This window comes from Streptomyces violens (genome assembly GCF_000717745.1).
In the GTDB taxonomy this organism is placed as follows: Bacteria; Actinomycetota; Actinomycetes; order Streptomycetales; family Streptomycetaceae; genus Streptomyces; species Streptomyces violens.
Map to the genome: position 1 here is coordinate 308688 of NZ_JOBH01000010.1, position 24801 is coordinate 333488.

The 24801-nt window shown below is 72.2% G+C and carries 18 protein-coding genes and 1 pseudogene; 6 read left to right on the top strand and 13 right to left on the bottom strand.

The features are described from left to right. Positions 1-6: 6 nt before the first annotated feature. A pseudogene (locus tag IF04_RS37610) lies at positions 7-729 on the top strand (adenosylcobinamide amidohydrolase); the annotation flags it as partial. Between the two features lie 44 nt (positions 730-773). Here the strand turns inward: IF04_RS37610 and IF04_RS0120610 are convergent. The 11 genes from IF04_RS0120610 to IF04_RS0120660 all read right to left on the bottom strand — a co-directional run bounded on the left by IF04_RS0120610 (position 774) and on the right by IF04_RS0120660 (position 13264). After that, on the bottom strand, positions 774-2084 hold the full coding sequence (locus IF04_RS0120610; protein WP_078600534.1) for a CynX/NimT family MFS transporter: 1311 nt from the start codon (positions 2082-2084) through the stop codon (positions 774-776). 125 nt (positions 2085-2209) lie between these two features. Then, positions 2210-2920: a FadR/GntR family transcriptional regulator gene (locus IF04_RS0120615; RefSeq protein ID WP_030259671.1), complete on the bottom strand. Its 711-nt coding sequence runs from the start codon at positions 2918-2920 to the stop codon at positions 2210-2212. Between the two features lie 108 nt (positions 2921-3028). After that, the gene (locus IF04_RS0120620; protein ID WP_030259674.1) at positions 3029-3856 is read right to left on the bottom strand and encodes an HAD family hydrolase; all 828 of its coding nucleotides are present in this window, start codon (positions 3854-3856) and stop codon (positions 3029-3031) included. Continuing rightward, on the bottom strand, positions 3853-5130 hold the full coding sequence (serS, locus tag IF04_RS0120625; RefSeq protein WP_030259677.1) for a serine--tRNA ligase: 1278 nt from the start codon (positions 5128-5130) through the stop codon (positions 3853-3855). Before serS ends, IF04_RS0120620 begins: the two co-directional genes overlap by 4 nt. A gap of 642 nt (positions 5131-5772) precedes the next feature. Beyond that, positions 5773-6699 (bottom strand): prephenate dehydratase, encoded by a 927-nt coding sequence (gene pheA, locus IF04_RS0120630; RefSeq protein ID WP_030259680.1) that lies wholly within the window; start codon positions 6697-6699, stop codon positions 5773-5775. A 151-nt stretch (positions 6700-6850) separates the two neighbouring features. Continuing rightward, on the bottom strand, positions 6851-8074 hold the full coding sequence (efeB, locus tag IF04_RS0120635) for an iron uptake transporter deferrochelatase/peroxidase subunit (protein WP_030259681.1): 1224 nt from the start codon (positions 8072-8074) through the stop codon (positions 6851-6853). An 89-nt stretch (positions 8075-8163) separates the two neighbouring features. Beyond that, positions 8164-10152, bottom strand: coding sequence for a copper resistance CopC/CopD family protein (locus tag IF04_RS0120640; RefSeq protein WP_078600538.1), 1989 nt, complete (start codon positions 10150-10152; stop codon positions 8164-8166). A 13-nt stretch (positions 10153-10165) separates the two neighbouring features. Further along, positions 10166-10624 (bottom strand): copper chaperone PCu(A)C, encoded by a 459-nt coding sequence (locus IF04_RS0120645; protein WP_030259683.1) that lies wholly within the window; start codon positions 10622-10624, stop codon positions 10166-10168. After that, on the bottom strand, positions 10621-11274 hold the full coding sequence (locus tag IF04_RS0120650; RefSeq protein WP_030259686.1) for an SCO family protein: 654 nt from the start codon (positions 11272-11274) through the stop codon (positions 10621-10623). The genes IF04_RS0120645 and IF04_RS0120650 overlap by 4 nt, the downstream gene beginning before the upstream one ends. A gap of 163 nt (positions 11275-11437) precedes the next feature. After that, positions 11438-12241 (bottom strand): YcnI family copper-binding membrane protein, encoded by an 804-nt coding sequence (locus IF04_RS0120655; protein WP_078600540.1) that lies wholly within the window; start codon positions 12239-12241, stop codon positions 11438-11440. A 126-nt stretch (positions 12242-12367) separates the two neighbouring features. Then, positions 12368-13264, bottom strand: coding sequence for a hypothetical protein (locus IF04_RS0120660; RefSeq protein WP_030259690.1), 897 nt, complete (start codon positions 13262-13264; stop codon positions 12368-12370). A 635-nt stretch (positions 13265-13899) separates the two neighbouring features. Between IF04_RS0120660 and IF04_RS0120665 the strand changes: the two genes are divergently transcribed. The 4 genes from IF04_RS0120665 (at position 13900) to IF04_RS0120680 (ending at position 19864) form a co-directional block, all read left to right on the top strand. Continuing rightward, positions 13900-14385, top strand: coding sequence for an ATP-binding protein (locus IF04_RS0120665; RefSeq protein WP_030259694.1), 486 nt, complete (start codon positions 13900-13902; stop codon positions 14383-14385). A gap of 125 nt (positions 14386-14510) precedes the next feature. Beyond that, positions 14511-16691, top strand: coding sequence for a tetratricopeptide repeat protein (locus tag IF04_RS0120670; RefSeq protein ID WP_051831395.1), 2181 nt, complete (start codon positions 14511-14513; stop codon positions 16689-16691). A gap of 81 nt (positions 16692-16772) precedes the next feature. Further along, the gene (locus IF04_RS0120675) at positions 16773-18899 is read left to right on the top strand and encodes a tetratricopeptide repeat protein (RefSeq protein WP_030259701.1); all 2127 of its coding nucleotides are present in this window, start codon (positions 16773-16775) and stop codon (positions 18897-18899) included. Positions 18900-19060: 161 nt separating this feature from the next. After that, on the top strand, positions 19061-19864 hold the full coding sequence (locus IF04_RS0120680) for a TetR/AcrR family transcriptional regulator (RefSeq protein WP_063829499.1): 804 nt from the start codon (positions 19061-19063) through the stop codon (positions 19862-19864). Positions 19865-19901: 37 nt separating this feature from the next. Here the strand turns inward: IF04_RS0120680 and IF04_RS0120685 are convergent, their stop codons facing one another. Together IF04_RS0120685 and IF04_RS0120690 are read right to left on the bottom strand one after the other, a co-directional pair. Next, the gene (locus IF04_RS0120685) at positions 19902-21377 is read right to left on the bottom strand and encodes an aminopeptidase P family protein (protein ID WP_030259706.1); all 1476 of its coding nucleotides are present in this window, start codon (positions 21375-21377) and stop codon (positions 19902-19904) included. Between the two features lie 147 nt (positions 21378-21524). Then, a complete protein-coding gene (locus IF04_RS0120690; protein ID WP_030259710.1) occupies positions 21525-23135 on the bottom strand; it encodes a PP2C family protein-serine/threonine phosphatase in 1611 nt (536 codons plus the stop codon). A 640-nt stretch (positions 23136-23775) separates the two neighbouring features. On the opposite strand from IF04_RS0120690, the gene IF04_RS0120695 reads away from it, so the two are divergent. Beyond that, complete coding sequence (locus IF04_RS0120695; protein ID WP_030259714.1) at positions 23776-24483, top strand: bifunctional DNA primase/polymerase; 708 nt, start codon at positions 23776-23778, stop codon at positions 24481-24483. Positions 24484-24801 lie beyond the last annotated feature (318 nt).

A 24801-nucleotide genomic window follows, 5' to 3' on the forward strand; every position in this document is an offset into this window, starting at 1 on the left:
GCGTGGGTGACCACGCTCATACCGCCGCTCCCGGTGCGCACCGTGCGGCACCGCGACACCACGGACGGCCGGGCCCTCCCCGCCCTCTTGTGGCGACCGGGACCGGGCCACCGGATGATCTCCAGCGCGGTGCTCGGCGGCGGCATCGGAGCCCGCTCCTGGGTCCTCAACGCCCAGGTCGCGCACGGCTATACGCGCCACGACCCCCAGGCGCACCTCGCGGAGATCGCCGCCGCTGCAGGGGCGACGGGGCCGGGCGTCGGCATGATGACGGCCGCGGACATCCTGCGCACCCGCTCGTCGGCGTACGACGGGGGCGCACAGGCGCTCGTCACGGCGGGAACAGGCGTGCACGGCTGGGCCGCGGACGGGGCACCGGGCGCTGCGGACGTAACACCGGGCGCTGCGGGTGTGGCACCGGGCGGAGAGGACGCGGCACCGGGTGCAGCACAAGGCGCCTACCGCCCCGGCACGATCAACATTCTCGTCACGCTGCCCGTCGCCCTCTCCGACGCCGCGTTGGTCAACTCCGTGATGACGGCAACCGAAGCGAAGGTCCAAGCCCTGCTCGATTACGGCCTGGACGCCTCGGGCACCCCCACGGACGCGGTGTGCGTCGCCGCGCGCGTACCGCAACCGGGCCGGCCCGCCGAGGACTTCGCGGGGCCGCGCTCCCTCTGGGGTGCCCGACTGGCGCGCGCGGTGTACGGGGCGACGCTGCGCGCGGTGCAACGGGAGCGCGGGAGCACGCCACAGGACGGCCGTAACGGCGATCAGGCGCCGATGCGGCGGTCCCGCCCGGCACCCAGCCCCAGCAGTACCAGCGCCGCGCAGACCACGAGCAGCAGCGTGATCGGCAGCGTCCAGCCGCCCGTCGCCTGGTGCACCGCGCCCAGCGCCAACGGACCGACGGCGGCGAGCAGATAGCCCCACGTCTGTGCCATGCCGGACAGCCGTGCGGCGGTGTGCGGATCGCCGGCCCGCAGCACCATCATCGTCAGCGCCAGGCCCAGCGCACCTCCCTGCCCGATGCCGAGCAGCGCGGCCCACACCCAGGCCCCGGCCACCGGGGCGACGAGCAGGCCCGCGCAGGCGAGCGCCATCAGCAGCGCGACACACGCCGCCAGCAGCCGCTGCCGCCGCATCCGCCCGGCCAGTACCGGCACCACGAACGAACCGGCCATCTGCAGCAGCGTGCTGAACGCGAAGACCAGTCCGGCCTGCGCCTTGTCCATGCCGTGGTCGGTGAAGACCGTGGGCAGCCAGGCGATGGCCACGTAGGCGATCAGCGACTGCGAGCCCATGAAGAGCGTGACCTGCCAGGCCAGCGGTGAGCGGCCGAGCTTCGGGCCGGTCTCGACGCTGTGCTTCGGGGTCGCGGCGGCCTCCCCGTGGCGCGCGCCGCGCCGTGCGAGGACCACCTGCGGAATCCACACGAGCGCGGCCACCGCGGCGAGCAGCCCCCAGGAGACCAGCGAGCCCTGCCAGCTGCCGAGCGCGTTCTCCAGGGGCACGGAGGTGGCCGCCGAAACGGTTGCGCCGAGGATCATGGCCGTCGAGTACAGCGCGGTCATGGGCGCGGCCCGATCGGGGAAGTCCCGCTTGATCAGGCCGGGCATCAGCACGTTGAGCAGGGCTATGGACGCGCCGACCAGCGCACAGCCGGCGAACAGCGCCACCAGAGGTGGCGCGACGCGTACCACGATGCCGGCGCAGAGCAGCACCAGCGCGCTGAACAGGACGGTCTCGGTACCCCAGCGACCGGCCAGCTTCGGTGCCACGTAGGAGCCGAGCCCCATGAAGACCAGCGGGATTACGGTCACCAGGCTGCCGGCGGTCGCGTTCAGCCCGAAGTGCTCGCCGATCTCGCCGAGCAGCGGCGAAACACCCGCGAGCGCGGCCCGCATGTTGAGCGACGCGAGGACGATACCGAGGAGGAGCAGTGCCGGATGCGTCCGCAGCCGTCGGCGGGCGGCGGCGAGCTGCGGTGCCGGGGTCAGGTCCTCCTCGGCGTCGATCAGCGGTGCGCCGTCGTGCGACGACGCACCGGCGGTCGGCGGGGCTTCGGGGCTGGTCCCGGGCATGGTGGGGTGACTCTCCTGTCGGTAGGTGCGTGCGGTGCGAGTGGGGCGGCGGGGCCTGCGTACGGGCAGTGGGGCGGGTACGTCGGGCCGGACGGCTCACCGTCCGGTACGTCGGGCAGTACGGCTCACCGTCCGGCGAGCAGCGCCTCCACCGCACGTTTCGGCCGGTCCAGCAGCGTGCGGGCGGCCGCCTCCGCGGCGTCCGGGTCGCCCGAGGCGATCGCCTCCAGGACGGCGTGGTGATCGCCGTGCAGGATCTGCGGCATCTCGCGGTCGCCGAGCCCCGATACCAGCGCCTCGCGCACGGAGCTGCTGAACCATTCGTACGTGGCGCTCAGCGCGGCGTTGTGCGCGGCGGCGACGACGGCCCGGTGGAAGGCGACGTCGTGGTCGGCGTACAGCTCCAGGCTGTCGGCCAGGGGCTGCCCCTCGGCGTCCTCCAGCGCGCCCTGTGCGTCCAGCGCGGCCCGCATCCGGTCCAGGTCCTCCGGCTCGTGCCGCAAGGCCGCGAGACGGGCGGCCTCGGCCTCCAGCGCGATCCGTACTTCGAGGACGTCCCGTACGCCCGACCGCTGCACCCCGCGCATGACGGCGGCCGGGTCGGCGGCCGAGACGACGAACGTGCCCTCGCCCTGCCGCGACCGCAGCATCCCGGCGTGCACGAGTACGCGCACGGCCTCACGCACGGTGTTCCGCCCCACCTGGAGCTGCTCGGCGAGCGCGTGCTCCGTGGGAATGCGGTCGCCGACCTTCCACTCCCCGGCGCTGAGCTGCGCCCGGAGCGCGTCGACGACGGTGTCCACCAGTGACTGCCGACCCGCGGCCTGCAACGCCATCCCCGCTCCTCAGTTCTCAGCCGGTTACCCGGTCATCCTACAACTGGCGCTGCGCGGCAGTTGTCCACAGAGCCCTGTGGACAACTCGATGTCAGGTCGCGGGAAACCTCAGGCCGCGAGAAACCGCTCCAGTACCGCCGCGATCCCGTCGTCCTCGTTGGACGTGGTGATCTCGTCGGCGACGGCCTTCAGCTCTTCGTGCGCGTTGGCCATGGCCACACCGTGGGCGGCCCAGGCGAACATCGGGATGTCGTTCGGCATGTCACCGAAGGCGATGGTGTCCGCGGCCTTGACGCCCAGCCTGCGGGCCGCGAGGGAGAGGCCGGTGGCCTTGCTCAGGCCGAGCGGGAGCAGTTCGACTATCCCGGGGCCCGCCATGGTCACGCCGACCAGGTCGCCGGCCACCTCGCGGGCGGCCGCGGCGAGCGCGTCGTCCGAGAGCTCGGGGTGCTGGATGTAGACCTTGTTGATCGGGTCGGCCCACAGGTCGGCCGGGTTGTCGATCATGACGTTCGGCAGCGGGCCCTCGTGGACCCGGTAGCCCGGCGCCACCACTACGGCGCCGTCCAGCCCGTCCCGGCTCGCCGCCAGGTACAGCGGGCCGACCTCCGCCTCGATCTTGGCGACCGCCAGCCCGGCCAGCTGGCGGTCCAGCGTCACCGAGGTCAGCAGCCGGTTCTCGCCCGCGTGGTAGACCTGCGCCCCCTGCCCGCACACCGCGAGGCCCTGGTAGTCCAGGTCGGTCAGTATGTGCCGGGTCCAGGGGACCGCACGGCCGGTGACGACGATGTGCGCCGCGCCCGCCGCGGTGACCGCGGCGAGCGCCTCTCGGGTGCGCGCCGAGACGGTGTCGTCGGGACGCAGCAGCGTGCCGTCGAGGTCCGTCGCGACGAGCTTGTACGGGAAGGGGGAGGCCGGGGCGGGGGTGAGGGTCACTTGGAGACGGGCTCCAGGACCTCGCGGCCGCCCAGGTACGGACGCAGCATCTCGGGGACGCGCACCGAGCCGTCCGCGAGCTGGTGGTTCTCGAAGATCGCCACGATCGTGCGCGGGACGGCGCACAGCGTGCCGTTCAGCGTGGCCAGCGGCTGCACCTTCTTGCCGTCGCGCATCCGGACGGACAGGCGACGGGCCTGGAACTCGTCGCAGTTCGAGGCGGAGGTCAGCTCGCGGTACTTGCCCTGGGTCGGGATCCACGCCTCGCAGTCGAACTTGCGGGAGGCGGAGGAGCCCAGGTCACCGGTGGCGACGTCGATCACCTGGAAGGGCAGCTCCAGGCCGGTCAGCCACTGCTTCTCCCAGTCCAGGAGCCGCTTGTGCTCGTTCTCCGCGTCGTCCGGCGCGACGTACGAGAACATCTCGACCTTGTCGAACTGATGCACGCGGAAGATGCCGCGGGTGTCCTTGCCGTACGTGCCGGCCTCGCGGCGGAAGCACGGCGAGAAGCCGGCGTACCGCAGCGGCAGCTTGGCCGCGTCGACGATCTCGTCCATGTGGTACGCGGCGAGCGGGACCTCGGAGGTGCCGACCAGGTAGTAGTCGTCCTTCTCCAGGTGGTACACGTTCTCCGCGGCCTGGCCGAGGAAGCCGGTGCCCTCCATGGCGCGCGGGCGGACCAGCGCGGGGGTCAGCATCGGCGTGAAGCCGGCCTCGGTGGCCTGCGCGATCGCGGCGTTGACCAGCGCGAGCTCCAGGAGCGCGCCGATGCCCGTCAGGTAGTAGAAGCGCGAGCCGGACACCTTGGCGCCGCGCTCGACGTCGATCGCGCCGAGCAGCTCGCCGATCTCCAGGTGGTCCTTGGGCTCGAAGCCCTCGGCGCCGAAGTCGCGGATCGTGCCGTGCGTCTCCAGGACCGTGAAGTCCTCCTCGCCGCCGACGGGGACGTCGGGGTGGACGAGATTGCCCAGCTTCAGGAGCAGCGCCTGGGTCTCTTCCTTGGCCTCGTCCTGGGCGGCGTCGGCGGCCTTGACGGCGGCGGAGAGCTCGCCGGCCTTCTTCAGCAGCTCGGCCTTCTCGTCGCCGGTGGCCTTGGGGATGAGCTTGCCGAGCGACTTCTGCTCGGCGCGCAGCTCGTCGAAGCGGACGCTGGAGGTCCTGCGCCGCTCGTCGGCGGAGAGGAGCGCGTCGACGAGCGCGACGTCCTCTCCACGGGCGCGCTGGGACGCGCGCACACGGTCGGGGTCCTCACGGAGCAGGCGAAGGTCAATCACCCCACCAGGCTACCGGGGCCGGACCGGGGCGCTCGACGCGATATTCCCCTGCGGGGCAATTTGTCCGGTTTAGAGTTGTTTCTGTGATGTTCTGAGAACGCGGGGAATTGCGGGAAAGAATTCCCGCGGAGTGCCGGTCGTGAGTGCCGTTCGTTGTTGTCGGGGGAGTGGCGCGGGGGTGTTTCCGGGGTGTTCCGAGGGTGTCCGTGACGCGTCGGGCGGGCGTACTCGAGCGGCGTCCGGGCCTGCCCGAGCGGGGAGTTGGCGGGCTGTGCACAGCCACTTGTCCACAGCTCCGGCTCGCTTGCAAAAGTTATCCACAGGCTGTGCGTTGCCGCTGTGGAAGTCGGAAAGCGCAGGTCCGTTTCATGAATCCCCGGCGAAGAAATCCTTGCTGAAACCCCGTTCGGGTACTCTTTCGTGTGGGATTTCCTCGCCCTAAAGGATTGTTCCCGGGAATTATGCTGACGGGCCCCATGGTGGGCGGCTGTGCGTACCTGTGGACGGGTGTGGGGTCGGTAGGGCGATTTGTCGACTGTGCGACGCCCCGGAATCGACTTGTCCCCAGGTCGAGAACCGCGCCTGTGGATAACTCTGTGGACAGGGTTGTGGGCAACCTGGGGACAACTGCGCGTGGCCCGGTCAGGCCCGCCCGTCCAGGCATCGGGTCAGCCAGTCCGTCGCCGCCATGAAGGCGTCGTCGGCGGTCTCCGGGCGGACCTCGGCGGTGACTTCGTCCGCACGCGGGTACGAGCCGAGGAAGCGCACGTCCCGGCAGATCCGCTTCAGCCCCATCAGCACCTCGCCCACCCGCCGGTCGGTGATGTGCCCCTCGCAGTCCACGGAGAAGCAGTACTGGCCGATGCCCTCGCCGGTCGGCCGGGACTCGATCCGCATCATGCTGACCCCGCGGCTGGCGAACTCCTGCAGCAGCTCCAGCAGCGCACCGGGGTGGTTCTCGCGCAGCCACAGCACGACCGAGGTCTTGTCGGCGCCCGTACGGGCCGCCGGCCGCGCGGGCTTGCCCACCAGGACGAACCGGGTCGCCGCGTTCTGCGCGTCGTGGATGTCCGTGACCAGCGGTTCGAGGCCGTACGTGGCCGCCGCGAACTCGCCCGCGAACGCCGCGTCGTACCGGCCCTCCTGCACCAGCCGCGCGCCGTCCGCGTTGGACGCCGCCGACTCCCACACCGACTCCGGCAGGTGCGCGCCGAGCCACTTGCGCACCTGGGCCTGGGCCGCGGGGTGCCCGGTCACGGTCTTCACGTCCGAGAGCGTCGTACCGGGCCGGGCCAGCAGCGCGAAGGCGATCGGCAGCAGCACCTCGCGGTAGATCATCAGGTGCCCGCCGGCGGCCAGTTCGTCGAGGGTGGTGGTGATGCCGCCCTCGACGGAGTTCTCGATCGGCACCAGCGCGCCGGCCGCCTCGCCCGCGCGGACGGCGTCCAGCGCGGCGGGCACGGACACCATCGGCACCAGCTCGCGGGTCGCCGCCTCGGGCAGTGTGCGCAGGGCGGCCTCGGTGAAGGTGCCCGCGGGTCCGAGGTACGTATAGCGGCTGGCCGACATCCGTGCACTCCTTCTCCGGGCTTCGCTGCTGTCCCGGGGGCTGGGGAACCTTTACGGTACTCGCCCCCCGAGAGGCCGACCGCCGCCACCGGCGATCTCCCGCCGACGCCCGCTCACCCGCCTCCCGAGCGCCGACCGTCGCAGCTCCCGCTCACCCCTCCAGCAGCGTCTGCCCCACATACCCCGACGGCTCCAGCGCCGGTACCGCGTACAGGCCGCTCGCCTCGTGGCGGAGGAACGGCGAGAGCGCGTCCCCCCTGTCCAGCTTGCGCTGGATCTGGGTGAAGGCGCGCAGCGGGTCGGCCTGCCAGGCCATGAAGAGCAGCCCGGCGTCCGGGGCGCCGTCGTCGCGGAAGCCGTCGTGGTACGAGAACGGGCGGCGCAGCATCGCGGCACCCTGGTTGGACTCGGGCGCGGCAATACGGGCGTGCGCGTCGGCCGGGATCACGGGGAAGCCGTCCGGCCCGTTCTTGGTGAGGTCCATCGGGGTGTGCTCGTCGCCGCCGGTCAGCGGCGCCCCGTCGGACTTGCGGCGGCCGATGACCTTCTCCTGCTCGGCGCGGGACTTCTTCTCCCAGTCGTCCAGCAGCATCCGGATGCGGCGCACGACCACGTACGAGCCGCCGCGCATCCACTGCTGGTCCGTGTCGCGCCCGACGAAGATCCGCTTGTCGAAGTCCGGGTCCGACGGCTTGGGATTGTTCGTGCCGTCGATCTGGCCCATGAGGTTGCGCGTGGTCATCCGGTGCGCCGTGGCGCCGGGGCTGCGGTTGAAGCCGTTCATCTGCCAGCGCAGCCGCGCGGTGTCGCCCGCCTCCTTCTGGAGCGTACGCAGCGCGTGGAAGGCGACCAGCGCGTCATCGGCGCCGATCTGGACCCACAGGTCACCGTTGCTGCGCTTCGGGTCGAGCGCGTCGGCCGAGAAGTGCGGCAGCGGGTCGAGCTGCAGCGGGCGGCGCGCGGTCAGCCCGGTACGGCCGAAGAAGCTGTGGCCGAAGCCGAAGGTGACGCTGAGCGAGGCGGGGCCGGCGTCCAGCGCCACGCCGGTGTCGTCGGCGGGCACCTCCCCGGCCATCAGCTTCTCGGCCAGCGCCGACCAGCGGCGCATCAGGGCGGCCGCCGCCTTGCGCCCGGCGCCCGGCGCCAGGTCGAAGGCGACGAGGTGGCAGCGGGCCTGCATCGGGGTGGTGATGCCGGCCTGCGGCGTACGGCGGTCGGCGCGGAAGGCGACCTCGGTGGCGCCGAGCGTACTGAGCGCGGGCACGTCGTCCTGCGCCGCGGAGACGCCGAACGCGCCGCCCGCACCGCCGACGACGAGCCCGGCCGCGCCGGCGGCGCCGACGGTGCCGAGGAGGCGGCGGCGGGAGATCTCCATCGGGGGAGTGGAGTCGCTGCCGGTGGTTTCACGTGAAACACGGTCCGACCGGGCTGCCGTGCTGGTGTTTCTGGACGCGTTCTCGGTCATCAGCTGATCTTCACGTTCCTGGTCTCGGTCACCTGATCGATGTCGGAGGTGCGGACTACAAGGGAGAGCTGCCAGCTGCCCGCCGCAGGCAGCTGGACGTTCCGCGCAGTCCAGTGTCCGGTACCGGTGCGCTTCAGCGCGGCCGGGAGCGGGCCGAGGTTCTTCGCCTTGGAGGTGAAGGACACCCGTACCTCGGGAACGTCCCGCGCGGTGCCGTCCGGGCTGGAGATCCGCAGGTGCAGATCGTTGGGCTGGCCGCTGCGCGCCGGGTCGAGGTCGAGCCGCGCGGTGCCCTTGCCCTTCGGGCCCAGCGTGTCGAACGGGATGGTCACGGAGACCGGCCGGGCGGCCGCGGCGAACTGACCCGAGTCCTTCACCGCCTGCTCCGTACGGGCCGGTTCCGTGGTGGTCAGGACGGTGGTCACGGCCAGCAGGACGACGGCGACGCAGCTCTCGGCGAGGACGGAGCGGCGCAGCCCGTACCGCACCGGATCGGCGTCCCGGACGCGTTTGCGCCGCGCGTCGGCTACGGCGGCCCGCTGCCGGGCGAGCTGCGCGGCGCGCTCGGGGGAGTGCGCTGCGTCGGCCGTCTCCTCGGTGGCCGTCTCCTCGGCGGCGGAGGACACCGGTACCGGTTCGGGCGCGCCCTCCCGCGTACCTTCCTGGGCGGGCACGGCACCCGCAACCGAGCCGCCCAGCCGCCCCGTCCACCGCCGCGACACCCCCGCGACACCGACGAGCACGGCGACCAGACCGACCTTGAGCAGCAGGAGCTGCCCGTACGAGGTGTCGGTCAGGGCACGCCAGCTCCCGACCTGGCGCCAGGACTGGTAGACGCCGGTGGCGACCAGGACGAGTACGGCCCCGAAGGCGACCTTGGAGAAGCGGCGGACGGCCGCCCCGGAGACGGCGGCCGGGTCGCGGTAGAGGGTGACCAGCAGGGCGGTCAGGCCGCCGAGCCAGCCGGCCACGGCCAGCAGGTGCACCACGTCGACGGGCATCGCGACGGCGGTCTGCAGGCCCGTGGAGGCGTGCTCGGCCATCGCCCACGTAGCGGCGAGGCCCGCCGCGACGACCGACCCGCCGACGCCCAGCCCGAAGGCGAGGTCCTTGCGGCGCTTGTCGTCGCCCTGCTCGCCGGCCCGGGCGTACGCGCCGAAGAGGACGGCCATGAAGAGGGCGGCCGCGGCGAGCAGCAGCAGCCGGGAGACCAGCGCCCCGCCGGGCTTGGTCCCCAGTACCTCCTTGAGACCGCCGAGGTCGAAGGCGTCGGCGAGATCGCCGGACCCCGTGTACGGGGCGCGCAGCAGGAGCAGCACGATCGTGGCAGCGGTGAGCGTCGCCCAACTCAGGACGACCAGCCGCTGCACCGGACGGCTGCGTGCCGCTTCGGGACGGCAGGCCAGTACGAAGCACGCACCGCCCACGAGCAGCGCGAACGCCGCGTACGCCACGTACCGCGCGATCCCGTACAGCGCGCCGACCAGCCCGCCCCCGGCCTCCTGCTGGGGCACCACGGCGGCGGACTTCGAGGGCGCGCCGACGGAGAAGGTGAACGCGCCCGAGACCGGGTGGCTGTCGGCGGAGACGGCCTGCCAGGCGACGGTGTAGGTGCCGTCGGGGAGGCCGGGCGGCAGCCCCGTGCCGTACTTGACGGTGTTGCCGCTGCACAGGTCGAGCAGCTTGCCGCGGTCGACGCGCTTGCCCTTGGGGTCCAGTACGCGGATGGAGTCGTCGCCCATCGCGACGCCTTCGGAGAAGGAGAGCGTGACCTGCGGGGGCGCCTTCTGCACCACCGCTCCCTGCGCCGGTGAGCTGCCGGTCAGCGCGGCGTGCGCGGACGCCGGCGCGGCGCCGCCCAGCAGGACGCCGAGCAGCGCGGCGGCGAGTACCAGCAGGCGCAGGGCGGCAGTCCGGGCCGGGGGCGCGGCGCGGCGGCCGCGGTACGGCACGGAGCGCCGGCCGGCGCGGGGAACGGTGAGCGGCATGGCGGTTCTCCCCCTACTGGTGCCCGGCGTGCTGCGGGTCGTAGTTGGTGGCCTTGACGGGCAGTACGGCCTTGATCGGCTTCGCCTTGCCGAAGTGCAGCTCGACGGAGACCTTGTCGCCGTTCTCGGGCTTCTTCTTCAGCGCCATGAACATCAGGTGGTTGCCGCCGCGGGAGAGCTTCAGCTCGCCGTGCGCGGGGATGTTCAGGGACTTGACCTGCTCCATCTTGGCGCCGACGGTCCGGTGGATCGTCACGTCGTCGGAGACGTCGCTGGTGACGGAGGTCAGCTTGTCGGCGGTGTCCCCGGAGTTCTTGATGACGAGGAAGCCGCCGGCCATGTCCTTCATGACGGGCTGCGGCATGTACGCGCCGGAGACCTTCAGCTCGGGCGCGCTGTCCCCGCCGCATCCGGCGAGGGCGAGTCCGGCGGTGGCGGCGAGCGCGGCGGCGAATGCGGTACGGCGGTTCACGGGTTCTGCCCCTTGATGATCTTGGGAAGTGCGCGGGCGTAGTCCTCGGGCCCCGCGTCCTTCATGCCGAGCCAGTGGATCCTGTCGTCCTTCGGGGAGGCCATCAGCACCTGCAGCCCGTGGTCGACGAGGATGTCGCCGTTCTTCTTCTTGACCGGCTTGGAGACGCCGACGTTCACGGCCGAGGCGGCGCCCTGGATGGTGGCGAAGTCGCCGGTCAGGCCGACGATGTCGGCGCCGAAACCGTTCAGCCAGGACTTCAGCCGCTCCGGGGTGTCCCGCTTCGGGTCGGTCGTGACGAAGACGATCCGGAGCTTCTTCTGATCGGCCTTGGGCAGCTGCTTGCGGGCCACGTCGATGTTGCCCATGACGGCCGGGCAGGCGTCGGGGCAGTGGGTGTAGCCGAAGTAGATCAGCGTCGGCCGCCCCTTGGTCTCCTTGATCAGGTCGTACTTCTTGCCGTCGCTGTCCGTGAGGACGAGGTCCGGCTTCTCCATCGCGTCGTCGAGCGTGACGACCGGCTTCGACTGGGTGCCGGAGACGCTGGCGGCGGGGGCGCCTTCGGCACCGCCGCTGTCGCTGCCGCAGGCCGTGAGGGTGAGGGCCGCGGCCGCCACGAGGGCGGCGGCGAGCTTGGGTGTTCTGCGCATTGCTCAGTGATATCCCGTGTATCCGTGGTGGGTGCCGACCGGGCGCACCGTGCCGTGCCGGCCGGCACAGGGGCCGGCCGGCTGGTCCGAGTACGACCGGTTTCAGGTGCGACCGGTCCGCGTACGATCGGTTTCAGATGCGACCGGTCCGCGTACGACCGGTTCAGGCGGTGCGGCGGCGGCCCGCGAAGAGGCCGAAGCCGACACCGATGACGCCGACGACGATGCCGATCACGCCCAGCACGCGGGCGGTGTTGTCGGTGCTGTCGGCAGCGGCGGTCGTGCTGCTCTTCCCGGCGTCCGCGCCGCTCTCGGCGTCCTTGGCGCCCGCGGTGTCCGTACCGCCGCTGCTGCCGCCCTGCTCAGCGGCGCCCGCGTCGACGAGCTTCAGGACCGGCGCGGGGTTCTCCGGCTCCGGCGCGCCCTCCTTCGCGGGCTCGATCCAGCGCACGACCTCCTTGTTGTCGTACGTCTGCAGCGCCTTGAAGACGAGCTGGTCGGCGTCCTCGGGGAGGGCGCCGATCGAGACCGGGAACTGCTGGAACTGGCCGGGCTCGATCTTGCCGCCGGTCCAGGTGATCCTGGTGACCGCTTCCGTGAGCTTCTCGCCGTGCGACTCGATCGGCTTGTCCAGCTTGGACTTGGTGACCTTCACGTCCCAGCCGGGCACCGGCTGCGGCATCGCGGACGCCAGCGGGTGGTCGGCGGGCAGGTCGACCTCCAGCTTCACGGTCGAGGCGTCGTCCCGTTCGTTGGGGACCTTGAAGTCGACGGTCGCGTAGTCGCCCTTGGCGGCCTGCCCCGGCTGGATCGTGACGTGCGCGAACGCGGGACCCGCGAGCAGCAGGACGGCGCCCGCGGCGGCGCCGCCGACGACGGGAAGGCGGCGCAGGACGGTACGGCGCCGGGAGGGGGCAGCGGCCGGGCTGTCGCTCGGCAGGGTGTGGTCCGACATGTTGTTCGACATGGGGGGACACTCCTCAGGCAGGAGGGAAGGGGCTGATGGGTGGCGCGCGTGCGGCGACGACACGTCAGCCCGCCCGGACCGCGTCCGGGGTCCCGCCCTGCGGGTGTACTGGTGCTGCGCGTGACGTCAGGCCGCGAGGGCGAAGCGCGGCGGTCCCCGCCTGACGACACTGTGCTGGAGCGCGAGCTCTTCGGGCCGGGCTTTGGCATGCCCGTACGAAACGGAAGCGCGCGGAGTACTGTCCGCGGCGCCCAGGAGCCCGGCGCACAGCGCGCACACGAGGCGCAGCGCGGTACGCAGCGCGCCCAGCAACGCGGTCGTCACGGCCGTCGCCGCCTCCCGGGCGGCCGGCGCGGACAGCCGTACCAGCCGCCACAGCGCGGCCTCGCCGCGGCGCAGCAGCCAGCCGGCGGCCAGCGCCGCGAGCAGGTGCCCGAGCAGCATGGGCAGCGAGGGCAGCAGCCCGACGAGGGAACCGAAGTCGAAATGGTGCAGGGCGGCGGACAGTCCGGAGCCGGTACCGCCACCGCTCCCGCTGTGCCCGGCCATGTCGTGCATGGCCATGCCGTGCCCGGCCGCGTCGTGCGCCGCGTGGGTGGCGCCGGGCCCGATCCCGGCCCCGGCGAGGATCTCCCGGGCCTCCGCGGCATCCAGCCGTCCCGTGCCGAACCCGCAGGTCATCTGGCGGGCGAGCCCGATCGCCGCGCGGTCGCTCAGTCCCCGCGCGCCATCGGCAGGCAGCTGTACCGCCATGCCGCGCTGCCCGACCATGAAGAGCGCGTGCAGCACGAGCTGTCCGAAGGCGAGGGCGACGGCGATGCCCGGCAGCGTGCGTTCGCGGCCGGCGAGGGGGACGGCGACGGCCAGTACGCCGACGCAGCCCGCGCCCAGCGTCCACAGCGGGACGGTGGCGCAGGAACCGATCATGTGTCCCGCGGCGGCCAGCGCGACGCAGGCCGCGGTGAACACCGCGGCCCTGAGCAACCGCAGATCGGCCGCGGCGCGCCCCTCGGGAGTATGCATGGCGGCCGCCATCATCCCACTGCGCGTACCGGACGCATACGGCAGGGCGGGCGGTCCCGGACAGGACGGCGGGCGACAGGGGCGCTCAGGATCGGGTACCGGGCGGGGTACGTGGGCCAGTACCCGGCGGGGTATCCAGTACCCGGCGGGGTATAGGGAAAAGAGCGAACGCACGCGGCCGTCCAGAGGCCGTAGCCGCTTCCGGACATTCCGGCGGCCGCCGAGCAGACGCCCCGGCGGTGGCTACGGGCATCCAGACGGCAGTACCGCGCTCGCTTTCGCGCGGGTGTTCCCGACCGCCCGCACGCCGACAATCAGTAGAAAGATGCAAACGGTCTTAGACGGACAGTAAGCGGTTTCAAACGGTCATCCGATGCGGGGCGCACATGCCCCGTGACCAGGGTGGTCGGCGCGACAGTGCCCCGTCCGCCCGGAGAACCCGCGGGAGATCGGCCGGAGTCCGGCTACCGCAATTGCAGGGGCGCGCGCAGGGGCGCGCCCACGGGCCTTTTACACCGGTACGCTCAATGGCCGCGTCCGCCGAATGGGCGGAGTCACGTCAAACCCACGCTTACCGACCATGGAGCGCGGCAATACGTATCGATATGTCGAGCCGCGGCCAGGAGGCTGGAGCGATGAGCATCTGGTGGTCCCTCCATCTTCGGCGGGAGGCAGCGAGCGTGCCGCTCGCGCGCCGGCTGCTGCTGGGGACGATGGAGACCGCGGGCGTCGACCCGGACGTCTGTTACGACCTCTCGCTCGCCCTCTCCGAAGCCTGCGCGAACGCCGTCGAGCACGGCGACGGCGCCGCCGAGGAGTACCGCGTCACGGCCTTCATCGACGGCGACACGTGCCGCATCGAGGTCACGGACTCCGGCCCCGGATTCCAGGACCGGCCCTCGGGCCCCGGACCCCACGACCGCTCGCCGCGGACGGAGCCCGCAGTACCCCGCCGCCACACCCCCGCCCCCGCCCAGGCCGAGCACGGACGGGGGCTCTTCTTGATCGAGGCCCTCACCGACCAGGTCCGCTACCGCAACCGAACGGGCCGCCGGGGCGCGGTGGTCAGCTTCGACAAGATCCTCAAGTGGCGCGAGGGCGCGCTGCTCCAGATGCCGTGACGTTTCGTCAGTCCCGGTGACGGCCGCGCGCGCCGGCTTCCCGTAATGCCCTGACCAGGCATCCCGTAGTGATCTACGCTGAACTCCCGTGCCGTACAAGGCAGAAGGCGGGAGGGGGACCCCCGATGAGCGGGGCACAGGGCGGCAGCAACGACGCCCGAGCCATGGGCCGGGGCCGCGTCTACCAGGCGTCCGGCGATCAGCACATCATCGAGCACCACTATCACGACGGCGGCTCCGACCGCGGTCGCGAGTGGTCCGGCCTGGACTCCGTCCGCTGGCCCTCCGTGGGCCGCGCACCGTCCGTCCTGCGTGACCGCACCGAACTGATGGAGCGCCTGCGGGCCTCGGTCGGCCCCGACGCCCCGGGCAGCCAGGTGTACGTGCTCCACGGCCTCGGCGGCTGCGGCAAGACGGCCGTCGCGTACACCCTCTTCCAGTACGCGACGGGCCCAGCAGGCCGCATCGGCCTCTGGGTCAACGCCTCGGACACCGCCTCCCTCCGCACGGGCATGCTCGCGGTCGCCGCCGACCGAGGCGCGAGCGACGGCGAACTGACCGCCGCCCGCAGCGGACTACGCGCCGCCGCCGACCTCGTCTGGGACCACCTCGACCGCTCCGACCGCCCGTGGCTCCTCGTCCTGGACAACGCGGACGACCCCGCGGTCCTCCGGGACGGCGGCTGGCTCCGCACCAGCCCCCGAGGCACAGTGCTGGTCACCACCCGCCAGGCGGCCCGCCACTGGTGGCCGGGCGCCGAACTGCTGCAACTGGGCGTACTGCCGCGGGAGGACGCGGCACGGGTGCTGTGCGATCTCGCGCCGGAGGCAGGTACGGAAGAGGAAGCCGCCGAGGTGGCCGACCGCCTCGGCCGCCTCCCCCTGGCCCTGACCCTGGCGGGCGGCTTCCTCTCCCACCAGGTGATCGATCCCTGGACGATGGCCCAGTACGGCGCCAACCTCGTCGGTGACGAAGGTACCGACCCGATCGACCTCCTGGACCAGGGAGCTCTGGTCACCGGCGGCAGCGACTCCCGCCATCTGATCAGCAGCACCTGGCAGTTCTCCCTCACCGCCCTCGAACGCCAGGGCCTGCCGGAGTCCGTCACCCTGCTCCACCTCCTGTCCTGCTGGTCGAACGACCCGCTCCCCCTCTCCGTCCTCTCCGGCGTGGACATATCCGCCGGCCTCCCGCCCCACCGCGTGGAGGTGTCCCTCCGCGGCCTCCTGGACCAGTCCCTGACCGAACTGGTCGGCGGCGGGGTGCGCTGCCTCCGCACCCACGGCGTGCTCCTGGACAGCGTCGCCCGCACCATCCCGCCCGAACAGCGCGAGACCCTCGCCGCCACGGCCGCCGGTCAGCTTCTGAAGGCCCTGCCGAAAGTACCCCAGCGCGGCGAGCCGGATCCCCGCACCACGCTCCTCGTACCGCATGCGATCGCGCTGCTGCGCCGGATCGCCGCATGGCCGGAGGTGAGCCGGCCGACCGTCGAGGCGGTCGCCGAATCGCTGCTGCGGCTGGTCACGGCCCTGCACCGGGCGGGTGACTACGCGCCCGCACTGACGGTGGCCCAGGAGGCGGTGGAGCGGGCGACGCGCCGGCTCGGTGCGGACGATCCCACCGTCATGCGGCTCCGGGAGCGGATGGGCCGGGCGCTCTTCCGCCTCGGCCGCTACGAGGAGTCGGAGGCGCTGCACCAACAGGTGCTCGCCGACCGCGAGCGCGTCCTCGGCCCGGACGCGCCGGACACCCTCAGCAGCTGCATAGCACTGGCTTACCCGCTCCAGCCTCTCGACCGGGTGCCCGAGGCCATGGCGTTCGTCCGCCGCGCGGTGGCCGGCCGGACCGCGGTACTGGGTACCGACCACCCCCTGACCCTCCTGGCCCGGGGCTTCCTCCTGGACGTACCGACCGGCCCGGAGCTCGCATCGGAGGCCGACAACGCCGCGTCCCTCATCACGGACTGCCACCGGGCCCTCGGCCCCGACCACGCCATCACCGCGGCCTGCGAGGCGTCCTGCGCCCGCGGCCTGTTCTACGCCGGCCGTCCCCACGAGGCCCTCCCCGCCGCCCGCAGCGCCGTCGCTCTCGCCGAACGCCTCTACGGCCCGGACTACTGGCTCACCCTCAACACCCGCTCCCTCCTGAGCTCCGTCCTCGACGCACTCGGCGAATCGGCCGAGGCGATCGAACACGGCGAGGCCGTGGTCGAGGGCCGCGCCCGCACACTCGGCCCGACCCACCCCTGGACCCGCGAGGCCGAAGACTTCCTGGCCGACTTCCGCGAGGGGCGGGAAGCCGAGTAAATCCCCGCTGTACGTGGTGGGTTCACCCATTTAGGCTGAACCCCCGTGTCGTACGGGGGCATTGGGGCCGGAGGGGGAACGGTGAACGGCGGCAACGACGCACGGGCCGACGGCCGGGGCCGGGTCTACCAGGCGTCCGGCGACCAGCACATCATCGAACACCATCACCATGCCTCCGAGGGCGGTGCGTGGTCGGGCTTGGACTCCGTCCGCTGGCCTTCGGTGGGCCGCGCCCCGGCGGTGTTGCGCGACCGCACCGAACTGATGACCCGCCTACGGGCCTCGGTCGACTCCTCCGCAGGCGGCCAGGTATACGTCCTCCACGGCCTCGGCGGCTGCGGCAAAACGGCCGTCGCCTACACCCTCTTCCAGTACGCAACGTCCGAAGCGGACCGCATCGGCCTATGGGTTAACGCTTCCGACACGGCGTCCCTCCGCACGGGCATGCTCGCGGTCGCCGCCGACCGAGGCGCGGGCGAGGGCGAACTAACAGCGGCCCGCAGCGGCCTCCGCGCCGCGGCCGACCTGGTCTGGGACCACCTGGACCGCTCCGACCGCCCCTGGCTCCTGGTCCTGGACAACGCGGACGACCCCGCTGTCCTCCGGGACGGCGGCTGGCTCCGCACCAGTCCCCGAGGCACGGTCCTGGTCACCACCCGCCAGGCGGCCCGCCATTGGTGGCCGGGGGCGGAGCTGTTGCAGGTGGGGGTGCTCCCGAAGGCGGACGCCGCGCGCGTGCTCTGCGATCTCGCCCCGGCGGCCGGCACGGTCGAGGAGGCCGAGGCCGTCGCCGAACGCCTCGGCCGCCTCCCGCTCGCCCTCACCCTCGCCGGCGGTTTCCTCGCCCACCAGGTCATCGACCCCTGGACGATGGAGGAGTACGGCCGCAACCTGGACGGCGGCCCCGGCGTCGACCCGATCGACCTCCTCGACCAGGGCGCGGTGTCCGCGGGCGCGGACTCCCGCCACCTGGTGAGCAGCACCTGGCAGTTCTCCCTGAACGCCCTCGCTGCCCAGGGCCTCCCGGAGTCCGTCACACTGCTGCGGTTGCTGTCCTGCTGGTCGGGGGATCCGCTGCCGCTGTCCTCGTTGTCAGGGGTGGAGGTCGGGGACGAGCTCCCGCGGGGCCGGGTAGAAATGGCGTTGCGCGGCCTGCTCGATCAGTCTCTGACCGAACTCGTCTCCGGTACGGTGCGCTGCTTGCGGACGCACGGAGTTCTGCTGGACAGCGTGTGGCGGGGTACGCCACCGGAACAGCGCGAGTCACTGGCCGCGGCAGCGGCCCGACAACTGATGGCGGCATTGCCGGAAGTCCCGCAGCGCGGCGCCCGGGATTCCCGTGCGAGTCTGCTGGTGCCGCATGCGGTAGCTCTTCTGCGGCGGGTGACGGACCGACCGGACAGCGATCGGGCGGTCGTGGAACAGGCTGCCGACGCCGCGCTGCGATTGGTGATCACATTGCACAGGGGCGGTGATTACGCACCGGCGCTGACCCTGTCGGAAACCGCCGTCGAACTCGGCACGCGTCGGTTGCACGTGGACCACCCAGTAGTACTGAGACTCCGGGAGCGTGTTGGCCGTGCCTTGTTCCGGCTTGGACGGTTCGAGGAGTCTGAGCTGGCCCACAGACAAGTGCTTGCAGACTGCGAACGAGTGCTCGGGCCTGATGCACTGGACACGTTGGTGTGTTGTCTGGGCTTGGTGCGTCCGTTGTATCCGCTTGGCCGGAGTGCCGAGGGCGTGTTGCTTGCGCGGCGGGCAGCGGCAGGTAGGGCATCTCTCCTGGGACCCACTCATCCGTTGACGTTACTCGCGAAGTTGCCGCTGCTCGCCCGAGGAGACCTGCCTGAAAGTGAATGGGCGTCATTCGTCGAGGACTGCCGCCAGGAGTTGGGGCCGGATCACGGAATTACGCTCAGTGCGGTCCTCGATCACGCGTACGCCTTGCTCTCGTCCGGACAGCCGCACGAAGCCCTCCCGGTTGCCCGAGAGGCCGCGGCGGAACTCGAGAGGTGCTGCGGCCCCGATTACCCGCTTACCTTGAACGCGCGTACGACGCTTAGTCGGACGCTCCATGCTGCCGGCAAGCGGATGGAAGCCATCGAGCAAATGAAAGCCGTGGTCGAAGCACGGACCAGGGTGCTCGGCCCTAAGCATCCCTGGACGCTACTGGTCCAGAACGACCTCGCCCGCTACCGGGACGCCTGAGCGACCCGCGCCCCAGGGCGCGCCCCCATGCCGAGTCCCCCGTGCTCGGCGTCCCCCGGTGGGCGCGCCTCAGGGCGCATCGCTGCTAACGCGAAGTGACTCGCGTTAGCGGTCTGGACAATACTTGTTGTGATCGATCGCTGGCAATCCGGAGCGCCTTCATGAGTACAGCGCAGCAGCCCCCGGGCCGGGCCCGTCCCGGGGGCCGTACCGCACGTACCCGTGCCGCCGTGCTCGCCGCCGTCTTCGACGAGCTGGGGGACAAGGGGTTCGCCGCGCTGACGATGGAGGGCGTCGCGCAGCGGTCGGGCGTGCACCAGGCGACGATCTACCGCCGCTGGCGCACCGTGGAGGTGCTCGTCTGCGCGCTGCTCACGGAGCGCAGCGCGGTCATCCCCGTACCGGACACCGGCACCCTCTGCGGCGACCTGCGCGCGCTGGCACGCGGTATCGGCGTGTTCTACGAGGACGCGCGCAACCGGGCCATGATCGAAGCGGTGGTCTCCGCGGCGGCCCGCGACCCACGGGCGGAGGAAGCACTGCGGGAGTTCTTCGACGACCGCCTGGACATGGCGGGCGTCATGGTGCGGCGCGCGGTGGACCGCGGCGAGCTGCCGCCCGGTACGGACGCGGAGGCGGTCGTCGGCGCCCTCGGCGCGCCGTTCTACTACCGGATGCTGCTCGTGCGCCGGCCGGTGGATCTGGAGCTCGTGGAGTCGGCCACGCTCGCGACCTACGCGGCGGCCAAGGCGGGCGCGTACGTCCGTAGCAGGGAAGCCCAAACCGGCCCAGCCCAAACCTGCCCAGCCCAAACCTGCCCAGCCCAAACCGGCGAATCCCAGATCGGGGAAGCCCAGACCGGGGGAGCTCAGACCGACGAAGCCCAGACCGGCGAAGCCCATGCCGGGCAAGCCCACACCGGGCAAGCACAACGGGTGGGCGTTCAGGCGAACGCCCACCCGTGAGTGCGCCGGCCGGCGGCCGTACGGCTGTCGGCGAAGCTCAGCCCTTCAGGCCGGCCATCCACGCCTCGACCTCGTCCGACCGCCGCGGAAGGGCCGCCGAAAGGTTCCGGTTGCCGTCCTCGGTCACGAGGATGTCGTCCTCGATGCGGACGCCGATGCCGCGGTACTCCTCCGGCACGGTCAGGTCGTCGGCCTGGAAGTACAGCCCGGGCTCGACGGTCAGGACCATGCCCGGCTCCAGTGTGCCGTTCACGTACGCCTCGGTGCGCGCGGCGGCGCAGTCGTGGACGTCCAGGCCGAGCATGTGACCCGTGCCGTGCAGGGTCCAGCGGCGCTGGAGGCCCAGCTCCAGTACGCGCTCGACCGGGCCCTCGACCAGGCCCCACTCCACGAGGTGCTCGGTGAGGACGCGCTGCGCGGCGTCGTGGAAGTCGCGGAAGCCGGCACCCGGCTTCACGGCCGCGATGCCGGCCTCCTGCGCCGCGTACACCGCGTCGTAGATCTTGCGCTGGAGGTCGGAGTAGCGGCCGTTGATCGGCAGCGTGCGGGTGACGTCGGCCGTGTAGAGGCTGTTCGTCTCCACGCCGGCGTCCAGGAGCAGCAGGTCGCCGGAGCGGACCTCGCCGTTGTTGCGTACCCAGTGCAGCGTGCAGGCGTGCGGGCCCGCGGCGCAGATCGAGCCGTAGCCGACGTCGTTGCCCTCGACGCGGGCACGGAGGAAGAACGTTCCCTCGATGTAGCGCTCGCTGGTCGCCTCGGCCTTGTCCAGGACCTTCACGACGTCCTCGAAGCCGCGGACGGTCGAGTCGACGGCCTTCTGCAGCTCGCCGATCTCGAAGTCGTCCTTCACGACGCGCGCCTCGGAGAGGTACACGCGCAGCTCTTCGTCGCGCTCGGCGGTGACCTTGTCGGTCAGCGCCGCCTCGATGCCGGCGTCGTGGCCGCGGACGACACGCACCGGACCGGTGGCCTCGCGCAGCGCGTCGGCCAGCTCGCGCACGTCCTTGCAGGGCATGCCGTACAGCAGTTCGGCCTCGGTGAGGCTGTGCCGGCGGCCGACCCACAGCTCGCCCATGCCGTTCAGCCAGAACTCGCCGTTCTCGCGGTTCGAGCGGGGGAGGCGGTACAGCGTCGCGTCGTGACCGTCCGCCCCGTCCGTCCCGTCCGCGCGCGGCTCCAGGACCAGGACGCTGTCGTCGGTCTGGTCACCGGTGAGGTAGACGTACTCGGTCGCGGCGCGGAAGGAGTACTCGGTGTCGTTCGAGCGCGTCTTGAGATTGCCCGCGGGGATCACCAGGCGCTCGCCGGGGAACCGGCGGGAGAGCGCGGCGCGCCGCTCGGCGGCATTCGCGGCCTGCTCGATGGGCTTCAGGTCGCGCAGTTCCGTGTCGGCCCAGCCGGACTTCATGTTGTCGGCGAGCTCGTCGGATACGCCCGGGTAAAGGCCGTTCTTGCGCTGCTTGATCGGCTGCTCGTCCTCGTCCGGGGTCTCCGGAATGAGCTCGTCGGCCACGGTGCCTCCTCGTCGTTTTGGACCTTTCCATCGTATGTGCGAGCGGAAAGCGGTCCAGGGGCGGGAAGCTGTGACTTGTCAGGCACTCCGGCCCGGGAGGGGATGACTTTGGTCCCGGAGGGCCCGGCCCTCCGCCTGCCCACGGGCTCAGCCCTCGAAGCGCACCGCCAGCACCACCACGTCCTCCGGCGAGCTCTCGTCCGCCAGGCCCTGGGGCAGCAGCGCGCGGACGAGGTGGTCGACGAGGGCCTCCGGGTCCTGGCGTACGGATTTCGGCAGGCCGGCCGCCGCGGCGTGCAGCCGGGAGAAGGCGCGGTCCACCGGCTCCCCGGTGCGGTGCAGCAGCCCGTCGCTGTACAGAAGAAGGGTTTCTCCAGGGAGCGGTTCGAGCTCCACGCTCGGCGCCTCCCAGCACGCGAGCATGCCCAGCGGCGCGGACAGCGAGGTCTCCACGAACTCCGTGCGGTGCTCGCCGATGATCAGCGGCGGGCAGTGACCCGCGCCGGCCAGCACGATCTTGTGGGCCGGCGGCCCGCCGAGCGGATCGGCCACCGGCGGCTCGGCGAACGCGAACAGCGCGGTCGCGCTCCGCGCCGGCTCGGTCAGCCGCAGCAGCAGTTCGAGGTCGGAGAGGACCGCGACCGGGTCCTCGCCCTCCATGACCGCGTACGCGCGCAGCGAGGCCCGCAGCCGCCCCATCGCGGCGACCGCGCTCGGCCCGGAGCCGGTGACGGAGCCGACGGACAGGCTCAGCGCGCCGTCCGGGAGCGGCAGCGCGTCGTACCAGTCGCCGCCGCCGTACGGCCCGGCGGCGTGCCGTACGGCGAGCCGCACGCCGGGCGCCCGTGGCAGCCGGGCGGGCAGCATCTCGGTGCGCAGGGTCTGCTCGGCGTGGCGTCTGCGGTGCAGTTCGATCAGGCGGGAGACGTGCTGACCGGCGTAGGCGCGGTACAGGGCGAGGAGGCGGCGCCCGCGTTCGCTGGGCTCGGCGGGCTCGTCGTAGAGCCAGACCGCGGCCCCGAGGGGACGGCCCGCTCGCTCGGCCCCCTCGGGACCGTCGGCCGGCGGGTCGGTGACCAGCGGTACCGCGTAGCTCGCCGCGTACCCGAGACGGGCGGCGACCTCGCGCAACCGGGGGTCGAGCCCGGGGTCGCCGGCGAGATCGGGCTGCGCGAGCTCGGTGGGGAGACCGGTACTGCCACCGGGCAGCGGTCGGGTACTCCTACCGGGCAGCGGTTGCCCGGCGACGCCCGCGTCCGGGGCGACGGCCGGGTCGATGGCCGCGTCCGTGGCCGTACTCCCGTCCGCGCCCGCGCCGGCGCCCGCTCCTGCGCCGGGGTCCGCGCCCCCGCCGGAAGCCCCCCGCACCCCGTCGAGGAGCCGCCCCACCGGCGTCGCGCGCCGCGGGACGGTTTCCAGGTGGCCGAGGTCCGCGGCACCGAGGCCCAGGCCGACGGTGGTCTCGGGGCCGAGGCCGTCGGTCGGTTCGAGGGTGACCAGGCCGCGGCGGGCGCCGACCAGGGCGGCACCGGCCCGCAGCACTTCGTGGAGCGCCGCCTCGAGGGTGTCCGTACGGGCCAGCCGGCCGGTGAGGTCGTGGAGAGCGGTGAGGTCGGAGAGGCGGGCGGCCAGCCGCTCATGGGCGGCGGCGAGTTGAGCGAACGGACGGGTTTCCGGGGCCACGGGGGCCGCAGTGTGCGCCGGGGCCGGAAGAGTGGGTTCGATTCCGGCCACTTTCGGAACGTGGGGGGTCGTCATGGCCGGCGACTTACGTCGAGCCGGACGTCATCCGAGGTGGCGGCGTCGTCCGGGGAGGTTCGCAGTGGTTCTGTGCGGGCATATGTCTGATTTGCCCGCCAGTTGTTTACGCTCAATAGCATCGCAAACCCCCATGTCATGCTGCTCCGCTATCAATGGGATCCACATGTACACGCCCCGTTGTTGCGTGTCCAGCATTGCCCTGGTGAGGATTGTGGTGTCAGTGTGGCGAACAGGTTGGCCGAAAAATAGCCCCTGGAAGGTCAATTTGCGGTCGACTGACGGCGATCAACAGCGCGTCATCTCCACCATGGGGGTACGTACTCGGATAGGTGCGGGGCCAGTTGGGGCCGTGCCGGAACTCTCCGAAGGGCGCGGGCGTCTTACGCGGTGACGACCGAGCCGCACCCCCACGTGGCGGGATTGCACCACAGGACAGCAAGCGCCATGCGCGCGCCACCCCCCGCCATGTTCCACGCTCGGCGTACGGCGTGATGCGCTGCCTTGTACGCGCAGTGACGAGTGATCCAAGTGGTGTGGTCCGCGCCTCCGGCGCGGCGGCGCACCGCACAGCGGCATGAACCTGCATGTAATTGCGATGGACATGGCCCTCGGCGTTTACGGAAAGGAACGAGCGCTCATGCGCGAGATCCTCGGAAGGCGACGCAAGTTCCAGCTCCGGCGCGGCGGACGATCGGCACTGCTCGGCGCGGCGCTCCAGTGCGCCACCGAGTGGCACTGGCCCGTGCTCCCCGGCGTCGGTCTGCGTTCGGGCGGCAAGGCCGCCCGCGGTGCGCAGCAGCAGCGACCCTGCGGCTGCCCCGACCCGGACTGTGCGGTGCCCGGAGCGCATCCCTTCGACCCCGGCCTGCTGGCCGCGACGACCGACGCACGGATGGTGCGCTGGTGGTGGACGAACCGCCCGGACGCGCCGGTCGTACTGGCCACGGGCGGCAAGGCGCCCTGCGCCGTGAGCCTGCCGGCCGTGGCGGGCGCGCGGGCGCTCGCCGAGCTGGACCGTACGGGCGTCGCGGTCGGCCCGGTGGTGGCGACCCCGACCCGCTGGACGCTGCTGGTCGCGCCGTACTCCCTGCCCGAGCTGGGCGAACTGCTGTACGCGCAGGACCTGGTGCCCAGCTCGCTGCGGTTCCACGGAGAGGGCGGCTATGTCGTCCTGCCGCCGTCGCAGACGGGCGCGGGCAAGGTGCGCTGGGAGCGCCCACCGGCCACGCGCGCCTCCGCGAAGCGCGCCGGCGCACCCTGGCTTCCGGACGTCGCCACGCTGGTGGACGCGCTGGTGGAGGCGAGCGCCGGCGCACCGGGCGGCGGCAGCCGGCTCGCGTACTGACCGCACGCCCGCTTCCGCACCCCCCACAGCACGGTTGCAGGCGCCGCGGCACAGAACCGTTTCAGTTGCCCGGCACCACCCACTCGTCCCTCTCACGGATGTCACGGCGCGCGGAAGATTCACTCGTACGGGTGTGAGCGAGGCGTCCATTCCTGGGAAACGGGTGTGAGGCCCCCGGAAGGGCGCCCCGTCCTCGATATGTTCGGCCCACCGTCCAGCCGTTCGGGGGGCCCGGCGGCCCTCCGTGCTTGTGGCGGAGGCCCACCGGACTTCCCGGAGGCGTCTCCAGAGCCCGTGCGCGCTCCCCCGGCCACCGGG